The following is an 18,885-nucleotide window of genomic DNA, read 5'->3' on the forward strand; positions in this document are numbered from 1 at the left end:
GTCGTCGTCCTCTCTGAGGCGCGACTCCACCGTCGGCGGCCATGCGGGCGAGCCTAGGAGCCCCATAAGGGGCTCGCGCGCTCAGAACAGGCGCAGACTCGGGTCGTCGATGCCGCGCAGCGCGTCGTAGTCGACGACGCGGCACTCGATGCCACGGTCGGTCGCGAGCGTGCGGGCCTGCGGCTTGATCTCCTGCGCCGCGAAGATGCCGCGTACGGGGGCGAGCAGGGGATCGCGGTTCATCAGCTCGAGGTAGCGCGTGAGCTGCTCGACGCCGTCGATCTCGCCGCGTCGCTTCACCTCGATCGCGACCGAGGCGCCGTCGGGGTCCTTGCACAAGAGGTCCACGGGGCCGATCGCGGTCATGTACTCGCGGCGCACCAGGGTCATGCCGTCACCGAGCGTCGTCGGGTGCTCGGCCAGGAGCTCCTGGAGGTGCTTCTCGACGCCGTCCTTCTGGAGCCCCGGGTCGATGCCCAGGTCGTGGCTCGAGTCGTGGACGAGCTCGTCGATGAGGATCCGCAGCGTGTCGTCGGTCTTGGTGGCCGAGACCGTCCACTCGAGGGCGCCGTCCTCGGTCCTGACCTCGCGCAGCGTCGCCGGAGGGCTCATCCAGTTGAGAGGCTTGTACGCCCGGTCGTCGGAGTGGATCGACACCGATCCGTCCGACTTCACGAGGATGAGACGTGTGGCCATCGGGAGGTGGGCCGTGAGGCGACCTGCATAGTCGACCTGGCAACGGGCAATGACGAGTCGCACCCCGACAGGCTAGCGAGCCTCATCGGACGCGGACGAGCACGGTCCCCCTGATGGTGAGGGTCTTGGACTTGAGCCTGCCCCGGGTGGTCACGCCGTCGCCGCCCTTGAGGATCACCTTCTTGCCCTTGAGGCGCCACTTGCCGGAGCGGATGTTCTTGACGCCGGCGAAGTCATCGACAAAGCGTCCGTTCTTCTTGATGCGCAGCACCCACTGCAGTTCGCGGTTGCGCCACACGCCGACGGGACCGCGTCCCGCCTTGGCTGCGGCGAGCTCGCCGGTGCTGGGGGTGGAGCTGGTGTCGGAGGGTGGGGAGGGCGCCGGCGTCGTCGGTGTCTCGGGCGCGGGCTCGGGCGTCGGCTCGGTCGTCGGAGTCGTGGTGGGCGCCGTGGTCGCTGTCGGTGCGGATGAGGTGACCGTGCCCTCGGGTGTGCCTGCGCTCGTATCGCCTTCGCCACACCCGGCGACCGTGAGGACGAGCGCGAGGACCATCGCGGGGGCTGCGCGACGGCCGCCCGACGCAGCGGCGGGGGCGGAACGGAGTGCTTCCTCGAGACGGGGCATCCGGCCATGCTAGGTGCAGCCGAACGCAGCGGCACGGTTCTCCACAGGCACGGCGTGACCTGAGTCACGGCGCGAGGTGTGTGATCGCTGCGAGACTCCTGCCCACCCGGTAGTAACCTGCCGGTAACTTACGTCCTCCCCGAACACAGGAGACATCCGTGGCGCGCGAGATCAACTCAGTCGGAGTCGTCGGCCTGGGCACCATGGGTGCCGGCATCGCAGAGGTGCTCGCCCGCAACGGCATCTCGGTGATCGGCGTCGATCGCGACGAGGCGGGGCTCGACCACGGCCGCGGCACGATCGCGCACTCGACCCAGCGCGCCGCCGAGCGGGGCAAGCTGGCCGACGACGACCGTGCGGCTCTGCTCGGTCGCATCACCTACACCACCGACCTGACCTCCCTCGCCGACGTCGATCTGGTCATCGAGGCCGTGGTCGAGCAGCTCGACGTCAAGATCGACGTCTTCCAGCAGCTCGACAAGATCGTCCGTGACGACGCGATCCTCGCATCCAACACCTCGGCGCTCTCGGTCACCGAGATCGCGTCGGCCACCAAGCTCCCCAGCCGCGTCGTCGGGCTCCACTTCTTCAACCCGGCGCCGGTCCAGGACTTCGTCGAGGTCGTCCGGACGGTCGTCTCCGCGCCCGACGTCGTCGACGACGTCGTCGCCCTGGCGCAGCGTCTGGGCAAGAGCCCCGTCACCGTCGGCGACAAGGCCGGCTTCATCGCCAACGCGCTGCTCTTCGCCTATCTCAACCACGCGGCCTCGATGTACGAGGCGCAGTACGCGACGCGCGAGGACATCGACGCCGCGATGCGACTCGGCTGCGGCTACCCGATGGGCCCGCTCGCGCTTCTCGACCTCATCGGCCTCGACACCGCGTACGAGATCCTCGAGACGATGTACCTCCAGGACCGCAAGCGTGTCCACGCGCCGTCGCCGATCCTCAAACAGATGGTCACCGCCGGCCTCCTCGGCCGCAAGTCCGGCCGCGGCTTCTACACGTACACCGAGGAGTACGCGTCGGAGGTCGTCGCCGATGCCGCCACCCCGTCGGCCGATGTCGCGCCGCAGCTGCGCCGCGACATCGCCACCGTCGGTGTCGTCGGCACCGGCACCATGGCCGCGGGCATCGTCGAGGTCTTCGCCAAGGCCGGCTACGACGTCGTCTACGTCGGACGCACGCCCGACAAGCTCGACGGCGTCCGTGCTGCGATCACCAAGTCGCTCGACAAGGCCATCTCGCGCGGCAGGTCCACCGAGGAGAAGAAGGCCGAGGTCCTCGCGCGGCTGTCCGGCAGCACCGAGCGCGAGGCCTTGGCCGACGTCGACATCGTCGTCGAGGCGATCGCGGAGGATCTCGACGTGAAGGTCGAGCTGTTCAAGGACCTCGACCGCCTCTGCAAGCCCGGTGCGATCCTCGCCACGACAACGTCCTCGTTGCCGGTCATCGCGTGCGCCGCGGTCACCAGCCGCCCGGCCGACATCATCGGGATGCACTTCTTCAACCCCGCGCCGGTGATGAAGCTCGTCGAGGTCGTCTCGACCGTGGCGACCGCCGACGAAGTGAGCGAGACCGTCACGGCGCTGTGCGCCCAGATCGGCAAGCACCCCGTGTCGTGCGGCGACCGCGCGGGCTTCATCGTCAACGCGTTGCTCTTCCCGTACCTCAACGACGCCGTCAAGATGCTCGAGGCGCACTACGCCACCGCCGACGACATCGACGTCGCGATGAAGCTCGGCTGCCGGCTGCCGATGGGTCCGTTCGAGCTGCTCGACGTCGTCGGCAACGACGTGTCGCTGGCGATCGAGCAGACCCTCTTCCGCGAGTTCCGTGAGCCCGCCTGGGCGCCGGCGCCGCTGCTCGAGCACCTCGTGACCGCGGGCTACCTCGGGCGCAAGACCGGACGCGGCTTTCGCGACTACGCCCGCCGCTGAGCGGTCCGTACGCTGGAGCCATGTCTCGCCGACGTCGCACACCCCGTGGACCACGGGGTGCTCCTCCGCCGCTGAATGGCGGTCACCAGCGCGTCGAGGAGCGCGGCGACGGCGACTGGGTCGTCCGTACGATCACGGGGGCGACGTCCACCAAGACGTACACCTGCCCCGGCTGCGCGCAGCCGATCCGTCCGGCGACGCCCCACGTCGTCGTGTGGCCGCTCGAGCCGGGGCTCCTGAGCACCTCGGGCCTCGAGGAGCGCCGACACTGGCACAGCCCCTGCTGGCGACGCCGCCGCTGACCGCCCGCGGCCTCACCCGCCACGGGTGAGGCTCACCGCGAGGCACGCGGTGAGACTTGTGCGGTGGGACGGCGTGCCAGCACAGAGGCCTGGGTCGGGAGGGCCGTCGCCGTCAAGGCGTGGTTCGACGCGTCCTTCCCCGGCCGCTGCGTGCGTCACATGTACGACATGGACGGGCGGAACCGTGCGATCACCCTGTCCGGCCAGGCGTTCATCGCCCTGATCCCGCTCCTGGTCGTCGGTTCGAGCTGGTTGTCCAGCTCGGGCGACCAGCAGGTCGACGACCTGCTCATCGACTACTTCGGTCTCACCGGCAGCGCCGCCGAGGCCATGAGCCTGCTGTTCGCGTCGCCGCCGGACGCGACGGGCGGGTTCACCCTCGGGAGCTTCGTGATCCTGCTGCTGTCGATCGGTTCCTTCTCACGGACGCTCCAGCGGATGTACGAGCTCGCCTGGTCTCTCGAGGCCGCGCCACGGGTGAAGGCCGCCTCGGCCGGCTTCCTCGGCGTCTTCTTCATGCTCGCGATGTTCGTCGTGGTCGGTTGGGTCGGACACCTCCTCGGTCCCGCGGGCGTCCCGGTCCAAGTGGTGATCTCGGTGCCGCTGTGGATGATGCTGCTCCGGATCGAGCTGGCGGGGCGTGCCACCGTCGAGGCCCTGCTGCCCGCGGCGATCCTCACGACGGGCGTGCAGCTCGCGGCCGGCTGGTGGACCCATCTGTACGTGCCGCACCTCATCGCGATCGACGCCCAGCGCTACGGGGTGATCGGTGTCGCGTTCGCGATCGTCGCGTGGCTCGTCGTCGTGGCGTACGTGCTGGTCGGCACCGCCGTCGTCGGCTACGAGCTGTCGGTCTGGATGCGCGGCCGGGGCATCACCGCCACCATGATGGCCTGGGTGGGACGGGTGGCCCCGCGCCTGACTCGGCAGGAGGACCCATGATCGATCCCGCGACGTACCCAGGTGCGCCGATCCTCTTGGAGACGCTCCCCAACCTGCGCGGTCTCGGCGGGTGGAGGACCAGCGACGGGCGCCGTGTCCGCGACGGAGTGCTCTACCGATCGACGGACCTGAGCCGGCTGAGCGGAGCGGACTTGGACGCGGTCGCCGCGCTCGGCATCCGGACGGTGGTGGACCTGCGGACCCAACCCGAGCGCGCACTGCGCCCGGATGTCGTGGTGCCGGGGGCCGAGCACGTCGTGCTCGACATCCTCGCCGACGACACCGACGCCACACCCACCGACATGGCGACGATCCTCGAGGACCCGAAGCGCGCCAAGACGCTCCTCGGCGACGGGCAGGCGGAGGAGCTGCTCAGCCGGGCCTACACGCAGCTGGTCGCCCTCCCGAGCGCGCGTACGGCGTACCGGACGTTCTTCTCCGACCTCCTCGCGCTCGACCGCGGCCCCGTGCTGTTCCACTGCACCACGGGCAAGGACCGTACGGGGTGGGCCGCGGCGACGACCCTCCTGATGGTCGGCGTGCCGGAGGAGGACGTGGTGCGCGAGTACCTGCTCACCAACGACCAGCTCCTCCCGGCGCTCAAGCCCGTCTTCGACGAGTTCGCGGCGCACGGCGGCGATCCCGCACTGCTCCGCCCGGTCCTCGGGGTCCGTGAGGCGTACCTCGAGACGAGCATGGCGCAGGCGCGGACGCAGTACGGCGATCTCGCGACGTACTTCGCCGAGGGACTCGGCGTCGGCCCGGACCGCCGGGAGGCCCTTCGTGCCCTCCTGACCGAGTGCTGAGGCCTGTCCAGGCTCAACGTCACCCGCGAAGGGTGATCCCCAGACGGGGCGTTCACCGCAGAGTGGGACGAAAGCTCGTCGCAGAGAGGGGACATTCGATGGCGGACAACGCGAACCCGTCCGGCCCGGTCGACATCGCCGTGCTGGGGTTCCTGGAGGGGGCGACGCCTGACGGCAGCGTGGCCGCCGTCGTGGCCGACGCCGTCGCGAGCGGAGCCGTACGGCTGCTCGATGCGGTGATCGTCTCCCGCGGTGAAGACGGCAGCGTGACGGTGCTCGACATCGACGACGGGGACGCGATCCGCGAGGTCCTGGGCGTGGAGTCCGACGTGCCGGGCCTGCTGGGTGAGGAGGACATCCTCGCGATCGCCGAGGCGGTGCCGAACGGGACGTCCGCGGTGCTCGTCGTCTGGGAGAACGTGTGGGCCGCTCGCTTCTCCGCAGCGCTCGGCGCTGTAGGAGGCGTCGTCCTCGCGCACGAGCGCATCGACCGTTCCGACCTCGACGCCGTGGTGGCGGCGTGGGGATCTGAGTGAGGAGAGTACGACCATGATCGGTGGACGTGGGGGACGCCCGGGCCTCATCGGGCTGGCGGCGAGGACTGCTGTCGTGGCAGGGACCGCCGGCGCGGTGAACAACCGGATGCAGCGACGGCAGGACGCCCGGTACGAGCAGGAGGCGCAGTCGCAGGCGTACGAGCAGCAGCAACAGCAGGCAGCGATGCAGGCTGCGGCGCAGCAGGCGGCCGCGGCCCAGCAGTACGCCGCGCAGCAGCCGGCGCCAGCTGCCGCGGGGGGCGGCGACGTCGTCACCCAGCTCGAGCGGCTCGCGGCACTGCAGCAGCAGGGGATCTTGACGCCGGAGGAGTTCGCCGCCCAGAAGGCCAAGATCCTCGGCGGGTGAGGCACTCGCCGCGCGGCGGTGATCGCCCGCGGCGAATCACCCCGCGGGTGTGATGCTGCGGCGCCGTGGCGCCGACACGCTGACTGGTACGCGGCGGGGTGGCCGCCGCCTGATGAAGGAGACCGAATGTCCACCCGTTCTGCCACACGCACCAGCAACCCCTGGGCGCAGGGGCTCACGATCTTCGCAGCAGCGATGCTGGCGATCATCGGGTTCGTCCAGGTTTTCCAGGGGATCGCCGCCATCGCCAAGGACGACGTCTTCGTCCGTACCGAGGACTACGTGTACGCGTTCAACGTCACGACGTGGGGTTGGATCCACCTCGTGCTCGGCGTGCTCTTCATCGTGATCGCGTTCGCGATCATGTCCGGCAATGCGTTCGCGCGCGGAGCCGGCATCGGCCTGGCGGTCCTCTCGATCATCGCCAACTTCCTGTGGCTGCCGTACTACCCGATCTGGGCAGTCGTGATCATCGCGTTCAACGTGTTCCTCATCTGGGCACTGGCCAACTACACGCCAGACTTCGAGAGCTGACGATTCCTTCGTTGAACGGAGCGCGCATGACGAGCGCCTCGCCCGGCCGATCGACCTCGTACGAGATCCTCGTGCGAGGCGAGCTGAGCGAGGCGCTCGTCGCTGCGCTGGCCGCGCTGCGCCTGCGTGTGGAACCCGGAGACACTGTCGCGCTTCGGGGTGCCTTTCGTGACCGTGCCGAGCTCCTCGGCGCGCTGCAGGCCCTCGAGGAGCTCGGGGTGGAGCTCATCGAGGTCACCCCCACCCAGGACGACTAACCGGGAGTCCCTGGACCACTGGCCGGCTGTTCAGCCGGCTTCCGCTCCCGCGGCCCGGCCACCAGCTCCACCACGAGCAGGCCCAGCACGATCAGGACGACGATCACCAGCGCGTTGCCCCCGGTCGGATGGTCGAGAGAGACGTAGGCGAGCACCCCGAGCGCCACGACCGCGACGCGGGCGAAGGTCCGGTAGGTGGCGACGAACGTGGACACGGGGCCGCGGGAGATGCCGGAGCGCTCGCGCATCCGTCCCGCCGCGCCCACGATGCCCGTACGGATCGCGGCGCCGGCTCCCGTCGGGGCGAGGAGGAACGCGGTCACCGCGAGCGCGAGCGCGATGACGAGGACCGCGCGCAGCGCGGTACGGATGAACAGGACGAGCTGGTCGTAGACGACTGCAGCGGCATCAGCGGGCAGCACGTCGGACGGCACCGCGTCGAGGTAGAGCGGCCGGATGAGGTTGAGGACCAGCCCCAGGAGCACCATCGCGACGGCGACCGAGATCGCGACAGCGAAGAGCGCATGCCTGCGGTCTCGCGCGATGAAGACCGCCGTCGCGAGCAGGACGAGCCCGAGGATCGGGAGCACGCGCGAGGCCGTCTCGAGCCAGCTGAACCACGTCTGCGCCTTGCCGATGTCATCGGACTGGAAGAGCACGAAGCTCGCGTTGACCTCGGGGATGCGCTCGGCCAACGCGAACCCACGGTCGACGAGGAGCTGTTTGGCCGCCTCGACGAACGTCGCGATGTTGATGCTCACCGCATTGTCGGTGACCTCGACCTGGTCGGTGTCGGCGCCGGTGAGGACGGCGACTGCCTGGCCATGGGCTTCGCGGTTGGCGGTCACCCACGCCTCCTCGAACGTCTCGGAGCGGACCACGCGGTCGACGGTGTCGCGCACGAACCCCTCCACGGCGCTCGTCAACGGAGTGGCGAGGGCGGGCAGCAGCGGAGCCGCACGGGGCGGTACGAAGTCCTGCTGCGCCACTGCGTCGAGCGCCTCCTTCGTCACCGCGTCGATGTTGAGCTGCGTGACGATCACGTCGGTGATGAGGTTGGTGAGCGCGTCCTGCACCGCCGGGTCCGAGACCAGCGGCGCGACGGTCTCAACGTAGCGGTCGGTGTCGCCGATCTCGTCGTGCGCCCACGTCGCGACGACGGACAGCGGGGCCATGAGCGCGCCGAGGAAGACGAGCACGGCGACCAGCGGCGTACGCCACCAGCCGCTGCGTCCGCCGGGGGCGGCCGTGGCGTCGGGCTGATCGGACAGGCGCTGCCTGAGATCGGCGACCTCCGCACGGAGCCGTTCGACCTCCTCGTCGTTCGCACTCATGGTGTGGTCCTTTCCACGGCCTTCGGCACGGTGTCGCTGGACAGCAGCGGGCCGATCCAGCCCCGGTCGGGACTGACGTCGACGAAGACGGCCTTGACGAACAAGGTGAGGGGGATGGCCAGAATCGCCCCGATGCCGCCGAACAGCGAGGCCCAGAAGATGAGGGACAAGAAGGTCAGCGATCCTGACAGTCCGACCGTGTTGCCGACGACTCGGGGCTGCACGAGGGTCTGCAGCACGAAGTTCACCGCCGAGTACACGAGGATCACGGCCAGCGCCGTACCCCAGCCGTGATCGAGCAGCGCGATGATCGTCGGCGGAATGAGGCCGATGATGAACCCGATGTTGGGAATGTAGTTCGTGAGGAACGCGAGGATGCCCCACAGCCACGGGTCCCGGATGTCGAGCGCGTACAGCGCGACGACGTCGACGAGGGCGACGACGAGCCCGAACAGCGTGGACACGACCAGGTACGTCCGCGTCCCCTGGGCGAACCTCCCGAACGCCTCCGCCGTACGCGAGCCGCTCGAGGGGACCCTGCGCAGCTTCGAGGCGAATGCGCCCGCGTCCGTCGCGACGAAGAAGAGCAGGACGACGATGAAGAAGATGCTCGAGAACGCGCCTGCGACACCTCCGATGAGGTCTGTCGCGATCCCGACGAGGCTGCCCAGGTCGATCGATCTGATCATCTCCTGGACCTCCGCGCTACCGACGCCCCACGACTCGAGGAGGTCCCCGATGTCGTTGACGAACGCCTGGAACTGCGGCTCGTACTCGCCGAGCAACGTCGCGAATCTGCCCGCGGCGACCACCAGGGCGACTCCGAAGCCGCCCACGATGGCGTACACCGCAAGGAGGGTGGTCCCCGTCGCGAGCCACTCGGGGACGCCGCGCCTCACGGCGAAGTCACGGACGGGTTGGACCGCGACGACGAGGACGAGCGCGAGGATGAGCGGCGCGATGATGCCAGCGAACACGCGCAACCCGATCGCTGCGGCGAGGGCGCCGGCGCAGGTGAGGATGATGAGTGGCTCACGGGGGAGCGCGAGCCGCGTCGATGGCTCTCGATCGTCAGGCACGGTTCGACGCTAGGACAGCCCTGGGCTGCTGCGACTCACCCGTGCGGTGTGAGATCGGCGCGGACGCTCACGCGTTCTGGCGGACCGAGACGAGGGTGAGCCCGAGGTCGTCGAGGGCGAAGAGCAGGTCGTTCAGGGCGACCAGGCCGGAGAACCGACCGCGCAGCACGAGCCGACCACGCTCTTCGGTCACGTCCAGGCCCCTGGCGCGGGTGGCGCGTGCCACTGCGTCGGTCAACGCACCTGCGACGACGATGACGTACGGCGTGCCCTCGTCCTCGTCCATGCGCCCAGTCTGCGACGGAGCGGGTGGAGGCGACTCACCCGCTGCGGGCGAGATCGGTGCTCACAAGAGGCCGACGCGCTGCGCTTTGAGGACGGCCTCACGTCGTGACTCGACGCCGAGCTTGCGATAGATCGCCCGCAGGTGAGTCTTGAGGGTGTTGCGGGAGATGAACAGCGTCGCGCAGAGCTCGCCTTGGTCGAGGGACGTCGGGAGGTATTGGAGGATCTCCAGCTCGCGGGTCGAGAGCGCGACCACGAGCTCGTCGGTGATCTCCCGATCTTTACGGAGCTCGACGAGCAGGCGCGTGACCAGGTCGCCGTGCGCGCCCACGCGGCCGTGCTCGGCCGTGAGCAGGTCGAACGCCGACGGTCCCAGGGCGAGCCACGGCCGCCGCCACCCGTGGACCGCGGTGCTCTCGAGGGCCGGACGCAAGCGGGCCGAGGCCGCGGTGGCGTCGTCGCCCCTGTGCGCGAGCGCTGCTGCAGCGAGCAGCGTCCGTACGCGCAGGTCCTCGGGGACGTCGTGGGCGCAGTCGACCTGCTCGAGCAGCGGTCCGAGCTGCTCGCGGACACCGGTCCGCAGGGCGTCCGTGAGTGCGATCCACAACAGGTAGGGCGAGGTTTCGAGCCGCGGGTGAGCCGTACCGACCCGCTGCACCGCGTCGACCGCCGTCGTTGTCGCGCCGGCGGACAGCAACGCCGTCACTGCGCCAAGGAGGGTATGACGTGCCACGAGCCACGTGGTCGCCCGCTGGCACTCGGCCACCACCTCGTGCGCGGGGCGGGGCGGCTGCACCGCGCGATGACGGAAGTGCTCGGCGAGCAGGTCGAGCAGAGGCGACGGCAGCATCCCTGGGAGCTGGTCCGCCTGCCCCTGAGGGGGATCGACGCCCGCAGGGGAGCCGCGCTCGACGTCGAGCCACGCGCGGACGAGCGAGACCGATCGGGGTGGAGATCCGTCGCTGAGCCGCTCGACCTCGCCGGCGGCCTTGTGTGCATCCGCCGGGCGGCCGGCGGCGAAGGCCGCCCACATCGTCATCTCCGCGGCGGTCGCCCCCGCGCACGGTGCGTGGCGAGCCAGGCGAGAGGCGTACCGCCGGACGGCATCGACCTCGTCGAGCCTGCCGTCGGTGACCAGCAGCGCCCCGTAGACGCGCACCCACGCGCTGCGCAATCCTGCGGTCGGTGAGCCGGCGCCGAGGTCGACGGCAGGGTCCGCCGCCGCGATCCACTCCTGCGCGGCAGCGCCCTGGCCCTCGCCGAGCGCGAGCCAGCCGCGGCACAGGGCGGTCAACGTGCCGACTCGCTCGTGCGTGGGGATGTCGAGGCTCGTACGGCGTGCGGTGCGGGCGAGGGCGGCCGCCGCGCCCACGCTGTCGTCGTTGCGTGCCGCGCGCAGCGTCAGCAGGAGGCGCCCGCGCTCGTCGTCGCGGGCGAACACGGCCGGTACGGCGCTGGTCAGCGCATCCAGCGCGCTCCAGTCGTCATCGCCGAGACTTCGGCAGGCGAGCGCGACCGCAACGTCGGCGGCGAGGTCGTCGTCATGGGCCCGCACGGCATGGCCTGCGCTCGCCTCCAGCTGATCGCGTCCGAACGTCCAGCGTCCGGCGATCTGGTGCAGGGCGTGCAAACGCGCGACAGGCTCGCGCTCGAGCTCGCTCAGGAGCAGGTGGCGCAGCATCGGGTGGTAGCGGAGGCGGCCGGTCGCGCCGTCGCGCACGACGAAGCCGACCGAGTGCGTGATCTCGCCCAGCACGTCGTAGGCGTCGGACCGGCCCGACAGGCGGCACGCGAGGGCGACGTCGAACTCCTCGGGCACCGCAGTCGCCAAGAGGAACGCGCGCACTCTGGGATCGAGGTCGGCGACCACGTGGGCCATGAGATAGCTGCCACTCGGCGAGTAGGCACCGTCCGTCGCGAGTCCGTCGCGCGAGCGCATCGCCGTCAGCCGGACCCCGGCCGGCCATCCGTCGGTCTCGAGGTGCATCGCCTCGGCCTGGGCGTGGTCGAGCCGGCGGCCCGACCTGGCCACGACTCGAGACAGCTCACCCAGCGAGAACGCGAGCTCCTCCGCCCGGATCTCCGACACCCGCCCGGCGAGCCGGTCAGGGTGGAGCGCGACGAGGGGGTCGACACGCGAGGCGACGACGAGGGACGCCGACGGCCCTGCGGCTCCGCAGGCCGCGGCGAACGCACTGCCCCATCCCGCGAGGTGGGCATCGTCGACGAGGACGGGGCGGCCCTCGCGCAGTGCGCAAACGACCTGCTCCCACGGCCGTGCCCGCCCGCCATCGAACGACAGGGCCTCGGGATGCTCCTGCGCCCACTGACGGAGCAGGGTGGTCTTGCCGTACCCGGTCGGAGCCGCGACAAGCGTGATCGGTCGGCGTGCGGCCCGGTCGAGCGCGCTCAGGAGTCGGCGTCGAACGACGACGCCTGCATCGTCGAACGTCCGCGCGTCCTGGTCGGCCTGCAGCGTCACGGCCACACTCCCCGGTGTCACCCGTGGTGCGCACCCCCGTACGCACGTCGGCACTTGGAGGCTAGTGGCAGGTGGCCCGTCCCGCACGAGGTCTTGCACTCACGGAACGTAGGCTTGCCGGCGTGAACGACGCTCAGGTGATCCGCGGCAACTCCGTCCTCCCCGCTCGGCGCACGCCGATCACGCTCCACACCGCCGACGGGCTCGAGCTCGTCGGAGAGCTCGCGCTGCCGGAGTCGCGCCAGCCCGTGGCGACGATGATCTGCCTGCACCCTCTGCCCACGCACGGCGGGATGATGGACAGCCACCTCTTCCGCAAGGCGTCGTACCGCCTCCCCGCGCTGGCGGACATCGCGGTGCTGCGCTTCAACACGCGCGGCACCACCAGCATGCAGGGCACCAGTGGGGGAGCGTTCGACGCGGCCGTGGGCGAGCGGTACGACGTCGCTGCCGCGATCGAGTTCGCGGACTTCGAGGACCTGCCCGGCATCTGGCTCGTCGGGTGGTCGTTCGGGACGGACCTCACGCTGAAGTACGGGCTGGACGCCGAGGTGGAGGGGGCGATCTTGCTGTCGCCGCCGTTGCGCTACTCGAGCGACGCCGATCTCGACGCATGGGCTGCCGACGGCAAGCCGCTGACGGCGCTGGTGCCCGAACTCGACGACTACCTGCGGCCCGCCGAGGCCCGGGAGCGCTTCGCGCGGGTGCCGCAGGCCGAGGTGATCGCCGTCGACGGTGCGAAGCACCTGTGGGTCGGAGACACCGAGCGTGTCCTGGACGAGATCGTGGCGCGCCTCAACCCGCGTGCCACGATCCCGCTCCCACGGACGTGGGAAGGTCCGATGGAGCGGGCCGACGCCTCAGCGTACGCAGATCGTACGGTCGCGGCGTTCGAGTCGGCCCGCCCCTCGGAAGGGCCTCAAGAGGCCTGAGAGTCCTCGTCCTCGCCCTCGGCCAGATCAGCAGCCGCGGGGCCGCCGAGCTTGGCGCGACGCACCGAACGCTCGCGCGCCGGGCGCTCGATGGCCGTGTCGTCGGCCGAATCGGCGGAGACGATCGTTGTGGCGTCGTCGGCGTTGTCGTAGTCGTCCGACTCGACGACGGACGCGGCCTCCTCGACGACGGCCTCGACCTCCTCGACGACGGCTGCGACCTCAGAGCGCGGAGTCATCACGATCGACTTCTCCGGGTCCTTGTCGAGCGAGTCGAGCCCGGCGAACGAACCGATGACCTCACGCAGCTTGGTGAGCTGACCCTTGACCGCGTCGCGCTTGGCGACCAGCGAGTCGAGCTCGTGACGCACCTCGGAGATCTGCTTCTCGGCGTCGGCGCGAGCCTGGGCCAGCGAGTGCTCGGACTGCGTCCGGGCAGTGTGCATGATCTGCTCGGCCTCACGACGCGACCGCGCGACCATGCGCTCGGACTCGGCCTTGGTCTCCTCGCGGCGCTTCGTCGCGGCGGCGATCGCCTCGCGCGCCCGCGTCTCGGCGGCCGCGGCACGCGACTCGGCGTCGGTGATCATCTTGGTCGTCTGCTCGGTCGCCACGGCGTGCGACTCGGCGGCCTCCTTGGCCATCCGCTCCTTCTCGAGCGCGAGGACCCGGCGGGCCTCGGTGAGCTCGCGATCGGCGGCCGCACGGATCTGCTCGGCCGCGCGGGTCGCGGTGAGGCGCGAGGAGCTCGTCGACTGGTTGGCGGCGAGCTCGATCTGCTCCGCCTCCCGCTTGGCCTTGGCGAGGACGTCCTCGGCCTCGGCCAGGGCGAGCGCGCGCTCGCTCTCGGCCTCGGCGAGGAGACGCTCACGGGTCTCCTCGACGTCGGCGAGCTGTACGGCGCGCAGATCGTCGGCCTCCTTGGCCGCAGCCGCCTTGATCGCGGCGGCCTCGGACTCGGCGACGCGACGCACGTCCTCGGCTTCGCGCCTCGCGCGGTCGAGCATCTCGGCCGACTGCTGCTCGGCCAGGCCCAGGAGCTCTGCCGCGCGGCCACCGAGACCCGCGTAGCTCGGCTTGTTGGCCTCCGTGACCTTACTGCGGAGCTCCGCAACCTCGGTCTCGAGTGCGCTCAGCTTCTTCTCGGCCGCGGCGGCGGCGGCGTTGGCCCGCGCGAGGTCGTCGCGGTGCTGGGCCAGATAGGCATCGACAGCGTCCTTGTCGTAGCCGCCTCGCCGCACGAGCGGAAAACCGGCCCCCGGCGCCGGGTCGCCTGGGGTGCGCGAGAAGGAGTCGCCGTCGGAGTAGCTGCCGTGTGGGTCTGACATGAGGTGCCTTCGGTTGTAGTTCGGGGGGAGATCGCTTCGGGAAGCCTATCGCGACCTCCCCGCCGAACTCAGCCTGTCGGCGTCTCCTGATCAGCGATCAGACGCCGCGGAAGCGGTTGATCTGATCGACGTGACGCGCGCGCTTCTCCGCGTCGCGCACACCGAGGCCCTCCTCGGGCGACAGGCACAGCACACCGACCTTGCCCTGGTGTGCGTTGCGGTGCACGTCGAGGGCCGCCTGGCCGGTCTCTTCGAGGCTGTAGACCTTCGACACAGTCGGGTGGATCATGCCCTTATCGATGAGACGGTTGGCCTCCCACGCCTCGCGATAGTTCGCGAAGTGGGAGCTCTTGATGTTCTTCAGGTTCATCCAGAGGTAGCGGTTGTCGTACTGGTGCATGTAGCCCGACGTCGACGCGCAGGTCACGATCGTCCCGCCCTTGCGTGCGACGTAGACGCTGGCGCCGAAGGTCTCGCGGCCCGGGTGCTCGAACACGATGTCGGGATCGTCGCCACCGGTCAGCTCACGGATCTTCGAGCCGAGGCGCTTCCACTCCCGCGGATCCTGCTCGTGCTCGTTCTTCCAGAACTTGTAGTCCTCGGCGGAACGGTCGATGACCAGGTCGGCGCCCATCGAGCGGACGATCTCGGCCTTCTCCGGCGACGAGACGACACACACGGGGGTGGCGCCGCCGTTGAGCGCGAACTGCGTCGCGTACGAGCCGAGGCCGCCCGAGGCGCCCCAGATCAGGACGGTGTCGCCCTGCTTCATCGCGGCGCCGTTCTTGGAGACCAGCTGGCGGTAGGCGGTGGAGTTCACCAGGCCCGGGCTGGCGGCCTCCTCCCAGGAGAGGTGACCGGGCTTCGGCATGAGCTGGTTGGCCTTGACGATCGCGACCTCGGCGAGGCCGCCGAAGTTCGTCTCGAAACCCCAGATGCGCTGCTCGGGGTCCATCATCGTGTCGTTGTGGCCGTCGGGGCTCTCGAGCTCGACCGACAGGCAGTGGGCGACGACCTCCTGGCCGGCCTTCCAGGCGTTGACACCCGGGCCGGTGCGCAGGACGACGCCGGCAAGGTCGGAGCCGACGACGTGGTACGGGAGGTCGTGGCGCTTGGTGTACTCCGACAGGCGGCCGTACCGCTCGAGGAAACCGAAGGTCGGCACCGGCTCGAAGATCGACGTCCAGACCGTGTTGTAGTTGATCGAGCTCGCCATGACCGCGACCAGCGCCTCGCCCGGTGCCAGCTCGGGCATGGGGACCTCGTCGATGTGCAGACTCTTGCGGGGGTCCTTGTCACGCGTGGCGAGACCCTCGAACATGTCGATCTCGTCCTTGTGGACCGTGACCCCGCGATAGGTCTCGGGGATGGCGATGTTCGCGAAGTCCTCGCTCGAGGTGTCACCCGCCATGATGGCGTCGAGAATGTGCTGCACGTCGTCCTCCAGGATTGAGCGGCGCGGTTGCGTTACGCGGATATTACTCATCGGTAATCGGCCGGGGCGCGAAAAGGTGACCGACATCGCTCGCGGGCGTGGCGCGGCGTGCGTCGGTACGGCCCGGGCTTCTGGCCCTGAAGCGGCATCTCGCGCCATTATCGCTCTGCTCCGCCACCGTCCCCGGCAGGGGTAGCGTGGACCGCGCTCGTCCTCATTCAGGGAGTTCTGTGATCACACTCGACCTCAACAGCGACGTCGGCGAGTCCTTCGGGCGCTGGGAGCTCGGTGACGACACCGCGATCCTCCAGGTCGTCACCAGCGCCAACATCGCCTGCGGGTTCCACGCCGGCGACGCCCGTACGCTGCGCCGGAGCTGCGAGCACGCCGCCGAGAACGCGGTGGCCGTCGGTGCGCAGGTGAGCTATCGCGACCTCGCCGGCTTCGGGCGCCGTTTCATCGACATGGACCCTGAGGAGCTGGCGGACGACGTGCTCTATCAGATCGGGGCGCTCGACGGGCTCGCCCGCGCCTCCGGCACCCGCGTGCGCTACGTGAAACCCCACGGCGCGCTCTACAACGCGACGGTCCACCATAAGACGCAGGCACGTGCGGTCGCCGAGGCCGTCCGTGCGTACGACCCGGGACTCCCGCTGCTCGGGCTTCCCGGCTCGCAGCTTCTGGAGTGGGGCACCCGCCTGGGGCTGCGGACCGTCCGCGAGGCGTTCGCGGACCGCGCGTACACGCCTGAGGCCCACCTCGTGAGCCGTACGCAGCCCGGGGCCGTCTTGATCGACCCCGACGTCGTCGCGAGCCGGGTGGTCCGGATGGTCGTCGAGGGGCGGGTCGAGACCGTCGACGGGAGCGTCGTCGACATCAGTGCCGACTCGGTCTGCGTCCACGGCGACACGCCCGGCACAGTCGAGCTCGCGCGCCGAGTGCGTGCCGAGCTCGAGGCGGTCGGCGTGACGCTCGGCGCGTTCGTCTGAGAGGGCGGTCGACGTGTCTGTCCGGATCGTGCCGTACGGCGACCGCGCGCTGATGGTCGAGCTCGACGGGGCGGCGGAGGTTGTCGCGTGGGACGCAGCCGTGCGCGCAGCGGCACCCGACGAGGTCGCTGACGTCGTTCCCGCGGCGGCGACGTTGCTCGTGGTCGCGCGCGACGGCGCCGACCTCGCCGCGCTCACGGCCTCCTTGCGGTCGCTGCGCGTCCGGGCCGCCGACGTGGCGGCGGACGCGTCGAGGAGCGCGGAGGTCGAGATTCCCGTGCGCTACGACGGGCCCGACCTGCGCGACGTGGCGCGGATGACCGGTCTGAGCGAGGCGCAGGTCGTGCGCGCGCACACGCAGAGCGTGTGGCGGGTGGCGTTCGGGGGATTCGCGCCGGGCTTCGGCTACCTCACCGGGGGCGACCCGCGGCTGCACGTGCCGCGACGCGAGAGTGCCCGTACGGCCGTCCCGGCGGGCGCGGTCGGGCTGGCAGGGGAGTACACGGGGGTCTACCCCCGCTCCTCGCCTGGCGGCTGGCAGCTGATCGGGACGACGGAGGCGGCGATGTGGGACCTGTGTCGCGACCCGCCCGCCCTGCTGAGGCCGGGTGCGGTCGTCCGGTTCGTGGAGGACCGGTCGTGACGACGGTGCTGGAGGTGGTGCGCAGCGGCCCTCTCGCTCTCGTCGAGGACCTTGGGCGCCCCGGGCACGCCGCGATCGGCGTGGGCCGTTCGGGAGCGGCCGACCGCAGCGCGCTGCGCCTGGCCAACCGGCTGCTCGGCAACGGCGAGGAGCTGGCCGCGATCGAGGTGACCCTCGGAGGGCTCGCGCTCGCCGTACGAGGAGGCGACGCGTGGGTGGCCGTGACCGGCGCACCCGTCCCGCTCACGGTCGGGCGCCGCGCTGCCGCACCGTACGCCCCCGTGCGGGTCCGTTCCGGAGAGACCGTCCGGCTCGGGACGCCGACCAGCGGGCTCCGGTCGTACGTCGGGGTCCGTGGCGGTGTCGACGTCCCACCGGTCCTGGGGTCACGGAGCCGCGACGTGCTCGCGGGGATCGGCCCGGAGCCGCTGGCCCCCGGCACGGTGCTGCCGGTCGGTCCGCCCCCGCAGGCGTACCCGCGCGTGGACGCGGTGCCGCAGCGTGCGTACGAGGAGATCGTCCTGCGGGTGGTCCGAGGCCCGCGAGACGAGATGGTGCGCGACCCCGACGCGCTCGTCGCCGCGGCGTGGACCGTCTCGCCCGCTGCCGACCGCGTCGGGATGCGGCTCGACGGCCGTGCGCTGACGCTGCGAGACCCGCACACGGCGATGCCCTCGGAGGGTGCGTACCGCGGGGCGGTCCAGGTGCCGCCGAGCGGCCAGCCGGTGGTGTTCCTCGCTGACCACCCGGTCACCGGGGGATATCCGGTGGTCGCTGTCGTGACCGACGCCGACGTCGACCGTGCCGCGCAGGCGCGCCCCGGTCAGAGGGTCACGCTGCGCTGGGCCTGAGATGACGGCGGAGCGTCAGTGGGCGGTGTCGGTCTTGGCCGGCTCGACGAGCTCGACGAGGATGCCGCCGGCGTCCTTCGGGTGGACGAAGTTCACGCGGCTGTCGGACGTGCCGCGCCGCGGCTGGTCATACAGCAGGCGCATCCCGCGGTCGCGCAGGGTCTGGGCGACCGCCTCGATGTCGGTCACCCGGTAGGCGAGCTGCTGGATGCCCGGCCCGTTGCGGGTGAGGAACTTGGCGATCGTCGACTCGTCGGAGAGCGGCGCGAGGAGCTGGATGCGCTGGTCGGTGTCGCCGATGGCGAGCATCGCCTCACGCACCCCCTGCTCCTCGTTGATCTCCTCGTGCACCGAGTGCAGGCCGAAGACGTTCGCGTAGAACTCGAGGGCCTCGTCGAGGTCGGGCACGGCGATGCCGACGTGGTCGATGGCGATGAGGAGGTGTTCGGGAACCATGCGGGGCACGATAGGACACGAGGGCCCCGCGCGGCGCCTGGCCGTCCAGCCTGTGACCTTCCTCAC

General features: G+C 70.6%; 21 protein-coding genes. 12 read left to right on the forward strand and 9 right to left on the reverse strand.

All coding sequences use genetic code 11. From position 1 onward, the window contains the following. Nucleotides 1-81: 81 nt before the first annotated feature. Nucleotides 82-759 (reverse strand): endonuclease NucS, encoded by a 678-nt coding sequence (gene nucS / locus HCT63_RS16785; RefSeq protein WP_167007548.1) that lies wholly within the window; start codon nucleotides 757-759, stop codon nucleotides 82-84. A gap of 19 nt (nucleotides 760-778) precedes the next feature. After that, nucleotides 779-1,321, reverse strand: coding sequence for a hypothetical protein (locus tag HCT63_RS16790; protein ID WP_167007551.1), 543 nt, complete (start codon nucleotides 1,319-1,321; stop codon nucleotides 779-781). Between the two features lie 158 nt (nucleotides 1,322-1,479). Between HCT63_RS16790 and HCT63_RS16795 the strand changes: the two genes are divergently transcribed. The 8 genes from HCT63_RS16795 (at nucleotide 1,480) to HCT63_RS16830 (ending at nucleotide 7,005) form a co-directional block, all read left to right on the forward strand. After that, a complete protein-coding gene (locus HCT63_RS16795) occupies nucleotides 1,480-3,261 on the forward strand; it encodes a 3-hydroxybutyryl-CoA dehydrogenase (RefSeq protein WP_167007554.1) in 1,782 nt (593 codons plus the stop codon). Nucleotides 3,262-3,281: 20 nt separating this feature from the next. Further along, nucleotides 3,282-3,563 carry a hypothetical protein gene (locus HCT63_RS16800; protein WP_167007557.1) on the forward strand — a complete coding sequence of 94 codons (282 nt, stop codon included), beginning with the start codon at nucleotides 3,282-3,284 and terminating at the stop codon, nucleotides 3,561-3,563. A 63-nt stretch (nucleotides 3,564-3,626) separates the two neighbouring features. Beyond that, a complete protein-coding gene (locus tag HCT63_RS16805; RefSeq protein WP_167007560.1) occupies nucleotides 3,627-4,505 on the forward strand; it encodes a YihY/virulence factor BrkB family protein in 879 nt (292 codons plus the stop codon). Further along, a complete protein-coding gene (locus HCT63_RS16810; protein ID WP_167007563.1) occupies nucleotides 4,502-5,311 on the forward strand; it encodes a tyrosine-protein phosphatase in 810 nt (269 codons plus the stop codon). The genes HCT63_RS16805 and HCT63_RS16810 overlap by 4 nt, the downstream gene beginning before the upstream one ends. A gap of 98 nt (nucleotides 5,312-5,409) precedes the next feature. Further along, complete coding sequence (locus tag HCT63_RS16815) at nucleotides 5,410-5,847, forward strand: DUF6325 family protein (RefSeq protein ID WP_167007566.1); 438 nt, start codon at nucleotides 5,410-5,412, stop codon at nucleotides 5,845-5,847. Nucleotides 5,848-5,860: 13 nt separating this feature from the next. Next, nucleotides 5,861-6,214, forward strand: coding sequence for an SHOCT domain-containing protein (locus HCT63_RS16820; protein WP_167007568.1), 354 nt, complete (start codon nucleotides 5,861-5,863; stop codon nucleotides 6,212-6,214). Between the two features lie 126 nt (nucleotides 6,215-6,340). Next, a complete protein-coding gene (locus tag HCT63_RS16825) occupies nucleotides 6,341-6,748 on the forward strand; it encodes a hypothetical protein (RefSeq protein ID WP_167007571.1) in 408 nt (135 codons plus the stop codon). Between the two features lie 26 nt (nucleotides 6,749-6,774). Further along, nucleotides 6,775-7,005, forward strand: a complete 231-nt coding sequence (locus HCT63_RS16830; protein ID WP_167007573.1) for a hypothetical protein — start codon at nucleotides 6,775-6,777, stop codon at nucleotides 7,003-7,005. Here the strand turns inward: HCT63_RS16830 and HCT63_RS16835 are convergent. The 4 genes from HCT63_RS16835 to HCT63_RS16850 form a co-directional block, all read right to left on the reverse strand. Then, the gene (locus tag HCT63_RS16835; RefSeq protein WP_167007575.1) at nucleotides 7,002-8,339 is read right to left on the reverse strand and encodes a hypothetical protein; all 1,338 of its coding nucleotides are present in this window, start codon (nucleotides 8,337-8,339) and stop codon (nucleotides 7,002-7,004) included. The two genes, HCT63_RS16830 and HCT63_RS16835, sit on opposite strands and share 4 nt — an antisense overlap. After that, on the reverse strand, nucleotides 8,336-9,418 hold the full coding sequence (locus tag HCT63_RS16840) for an AI-2E family transporter (protein WP_167007577.1): 1,083 nt from the start codon (nucleotides 9,416-9,418) through the stop codon (nucleotides 8,336-8,338). Before HCT63_RS16840 ends, HCT63_RS16835 begins: the two co-directional genes overlap by 4 nt. 67 nt (nucleotides 9,419-9,485) lie before the next feature. Further along, nucleotides 9,486-9,704: a hypothetical protein gene (locus HCT63_RS16845; RefSeq protein WP_167007580.1), complete on the reverse strand. Its 219-nt coding sequence runs from the start codon at nucleotides 9,702-9,704 to the stop codon at nucleotides 9,486-9,488. A gap of 60 nt (nucleotides 9,705-9,764) precedes the next feature. Further along, a complete protein-coding gene (locus HCT63_RS16850) occupies nucleotides 9,765-12,185 on the reverse strand; it encodes a LuxR C-terminal-related transcriptional regulator (RefSeq protein ID WP_167007583.1) in 2,421 nt (806 codons plus the stop codon). 122 nt (nucleotides 12,186-12,307) lie between these two features. Here HCT63_RS16850 and HCT63_RS16855 point away from each other — a divergent pair, with 122 nt between their 5' ends. Further along, complete coding sequence (locus tag HCT63_RS16855; RefSeq protein WP_208322493.1) at nucleotides 12,308-13,117, forward strand: alpha/beta hydrolase; 810 nt, start codon at nucleotides 12,308-12,310, stop codon at nucleotides 13,115-13,117. Here HCT63_RS16855 and HCT63_RS16860 read toward each other — a convergent pair. Together HCT63_RS16860 and ccrA are read right to left on the reverse strand one after the other, a co-directional pair. After that, complete coding sequence (locus tag HCT63_RS16860) at nucleotides 13,105-14,445, reverse strand: hypothetical protein (RefSeq protein WP_167007586.1); 1,341 nt, start codon at nucleotides 14,443-14,445, stop codon at nucleotides 13,105-13,107. The two genes, HCT63_RS16855 and HCT63_RS16860, sit on opposite strands and share 13 nt — an antisense overlap. A 97-nt stretch (nucleotides 14,446-14,542) precedes the next feature. After that, on the reverse strand, nucleotides 14,543-15,880 hold the full coding sequence (gene ccrA / locus HCT63_RS16865; protein ID WP_167007589.1) for a crotonyl-CoA carboxylase/reductase: 1,338 nt from the start codon (nucleotides 15,878-15,880) through the stop codon (nucleotides 14,543-14,545). A gap of 230 nt (nucleotides 15,881-16,110) precedes the next feature. Between ccrA and HCT63_RS16870 the strand changes: the two genes are divergently transcribed. From HCT63_RS16870 to HCT63_RS16880, 3 genes are read left to right on the forward strand one after another with little or no spacing between them, the layout of a single operon-like run. Further along, a complete protein-coding gene (locus HCT63_RS16870) occupies nucleotides 16,111-16,869 on the forward strand; it encodes a 5-oxoprolinase subunit PxpA (protein ID WP_208322494.1) in 759 nt (252 codons plus the stop codon). Between the two features lie 13 nt (nucleotides 16,870-16,882). Beyond that, entirely contained in the window at nucleotides 16,883-17,512 is a 630-nt protein-coding gene (gene pxpB, locus HCT63_RS16875) for a 5-oxoprolinase subunit PxpB (protein WP_243843090.1), read from the forward strand. Next, nucleotides 17,509-18,363: a biotin-dependent carboxyltransferase family protein gene (locus HCT63_RS16880; RefSeq protein ID WP_167007592.1), complete on the forward strand. Its 855-nt coding sequence runs from the start codon at nucleotides 17,509-17,511 to the stop codon at nucleotides 18,361-18,363. Before pxpB ends, HCT63_RS16880 begins: the two co-directional genes overlap by 4 nt. Before the next feature lie 15 nt (nucleotides 18,364-18,378). Here HCT63_RS16880 and mce read toward each other — a convergent pair whose 3' ends face one another. Continuing rightward, nucleotides 18,379-18,819 carry a methylmalonyl-CoA epimerase gene (gene mce, locus HCT63_RS16885; RefSeq protein ID WP_167007595.1) on the reverse strand — a complete coding sequence of 147 codons (441 nt, stop codon included), beginning with the start codon at nucleotides 18,817-18,819 and terminating at the stop codon, nucleotides 18,379-18,381. Between the last annotated feature and the right edge of the window lie 66 nt (nucleotides 18,820-18,885).

The organism is Mumia sp. ZJ430 (assembly GCF_011751845.1).
In the GTDB taxonomy this organism is placed as follows: Bacteria; Actinomycetota; Actinomycetes; order Propionibacteriales; family Nocardioidaceae; genus Mumia.

Excerpts from the sequence above, each read along its gene's own strand:
- HCT63_RS16815 (WP_167007566.1), top strand. The coding sequence starts at position 5,410 with ATGGCGGACAACGCGAACCCGTCCGGCCCGGTCGACATCGCCGTGCTG.
- HCT63_RS16830 (WP_167007573.1), top strand. The coding sequence starts at position 6,775 with ATGACGAGCGCCTCGCCCGGCCGATCGACCTCGTACGAGATCCTCGTG.
- HCT63_RS16820 (WP_167007568.1), top strand. The coding sequence starts at position 5,861 with ATGATCGGTGGACGTGGGGGACGCCCGGGCCTCATCGGGCTGGCGGCG.
- mce (WP_167007595.1), bottom strand. The coding sequence starts at position 18,819 with ATGGTTCCCGAACACCTCCTCATCGCCATCGACCACGTCGGCATCGCC.
- HCT63_RS16800 (WP_167007557.1), top strand. The coding sequence starts at position 3,282 with ATGTCTCGCCGACGTCGCACACCCCGTGGACCACGGGGTGCTCCTCCG.
- HCT63_RS16825 (WP_167007571.1), top strand. The coding sequence starts at position 6,341 with ATGTCCACCCGTTCTGCCACACGCACCAGCAACCCCTGGGCGCAGGGG.
- HCT63_RS16860 (WP_167007586.1), bottom strand. The coding sequence starts at position 14,445 with ATGTCAGACCCACACGGCAGCTACTCCGACGGCGACTCCTTCTCGCGC.
- HCT63_RS16845 (WP_167007580.1), bottom strand. The coding sequence starts at position 9,704 with ATGGACGAGGACGAGGGCACGCCGTACGTCATCGTCGTCGCAGGTGCG.
- HCT63_RS16790 (WP_167007551.1), bottom strand. The coding sequence starts at position 1,321 with ATGCCCCGTCTCGAGGAAGCACTCCGTTCCGCCCCCGCCGCTGCGTCG.
- HCT63_RS16810 (WP_167007563.1), top strand. The coding sequence starts at position 4,502 with ATGATCGATCCCGCGACGTACCCAGGTGCGCCGATCCTCTTGGAGACG.
- HCT63_RS16835 (WP_167007575.1), bottom strand. The coding sequence starts at position 8,339 with ATGAGTGCGAACGACGAGGAGGTCGAACGGCTCCGTGCGGAGGTCGCC.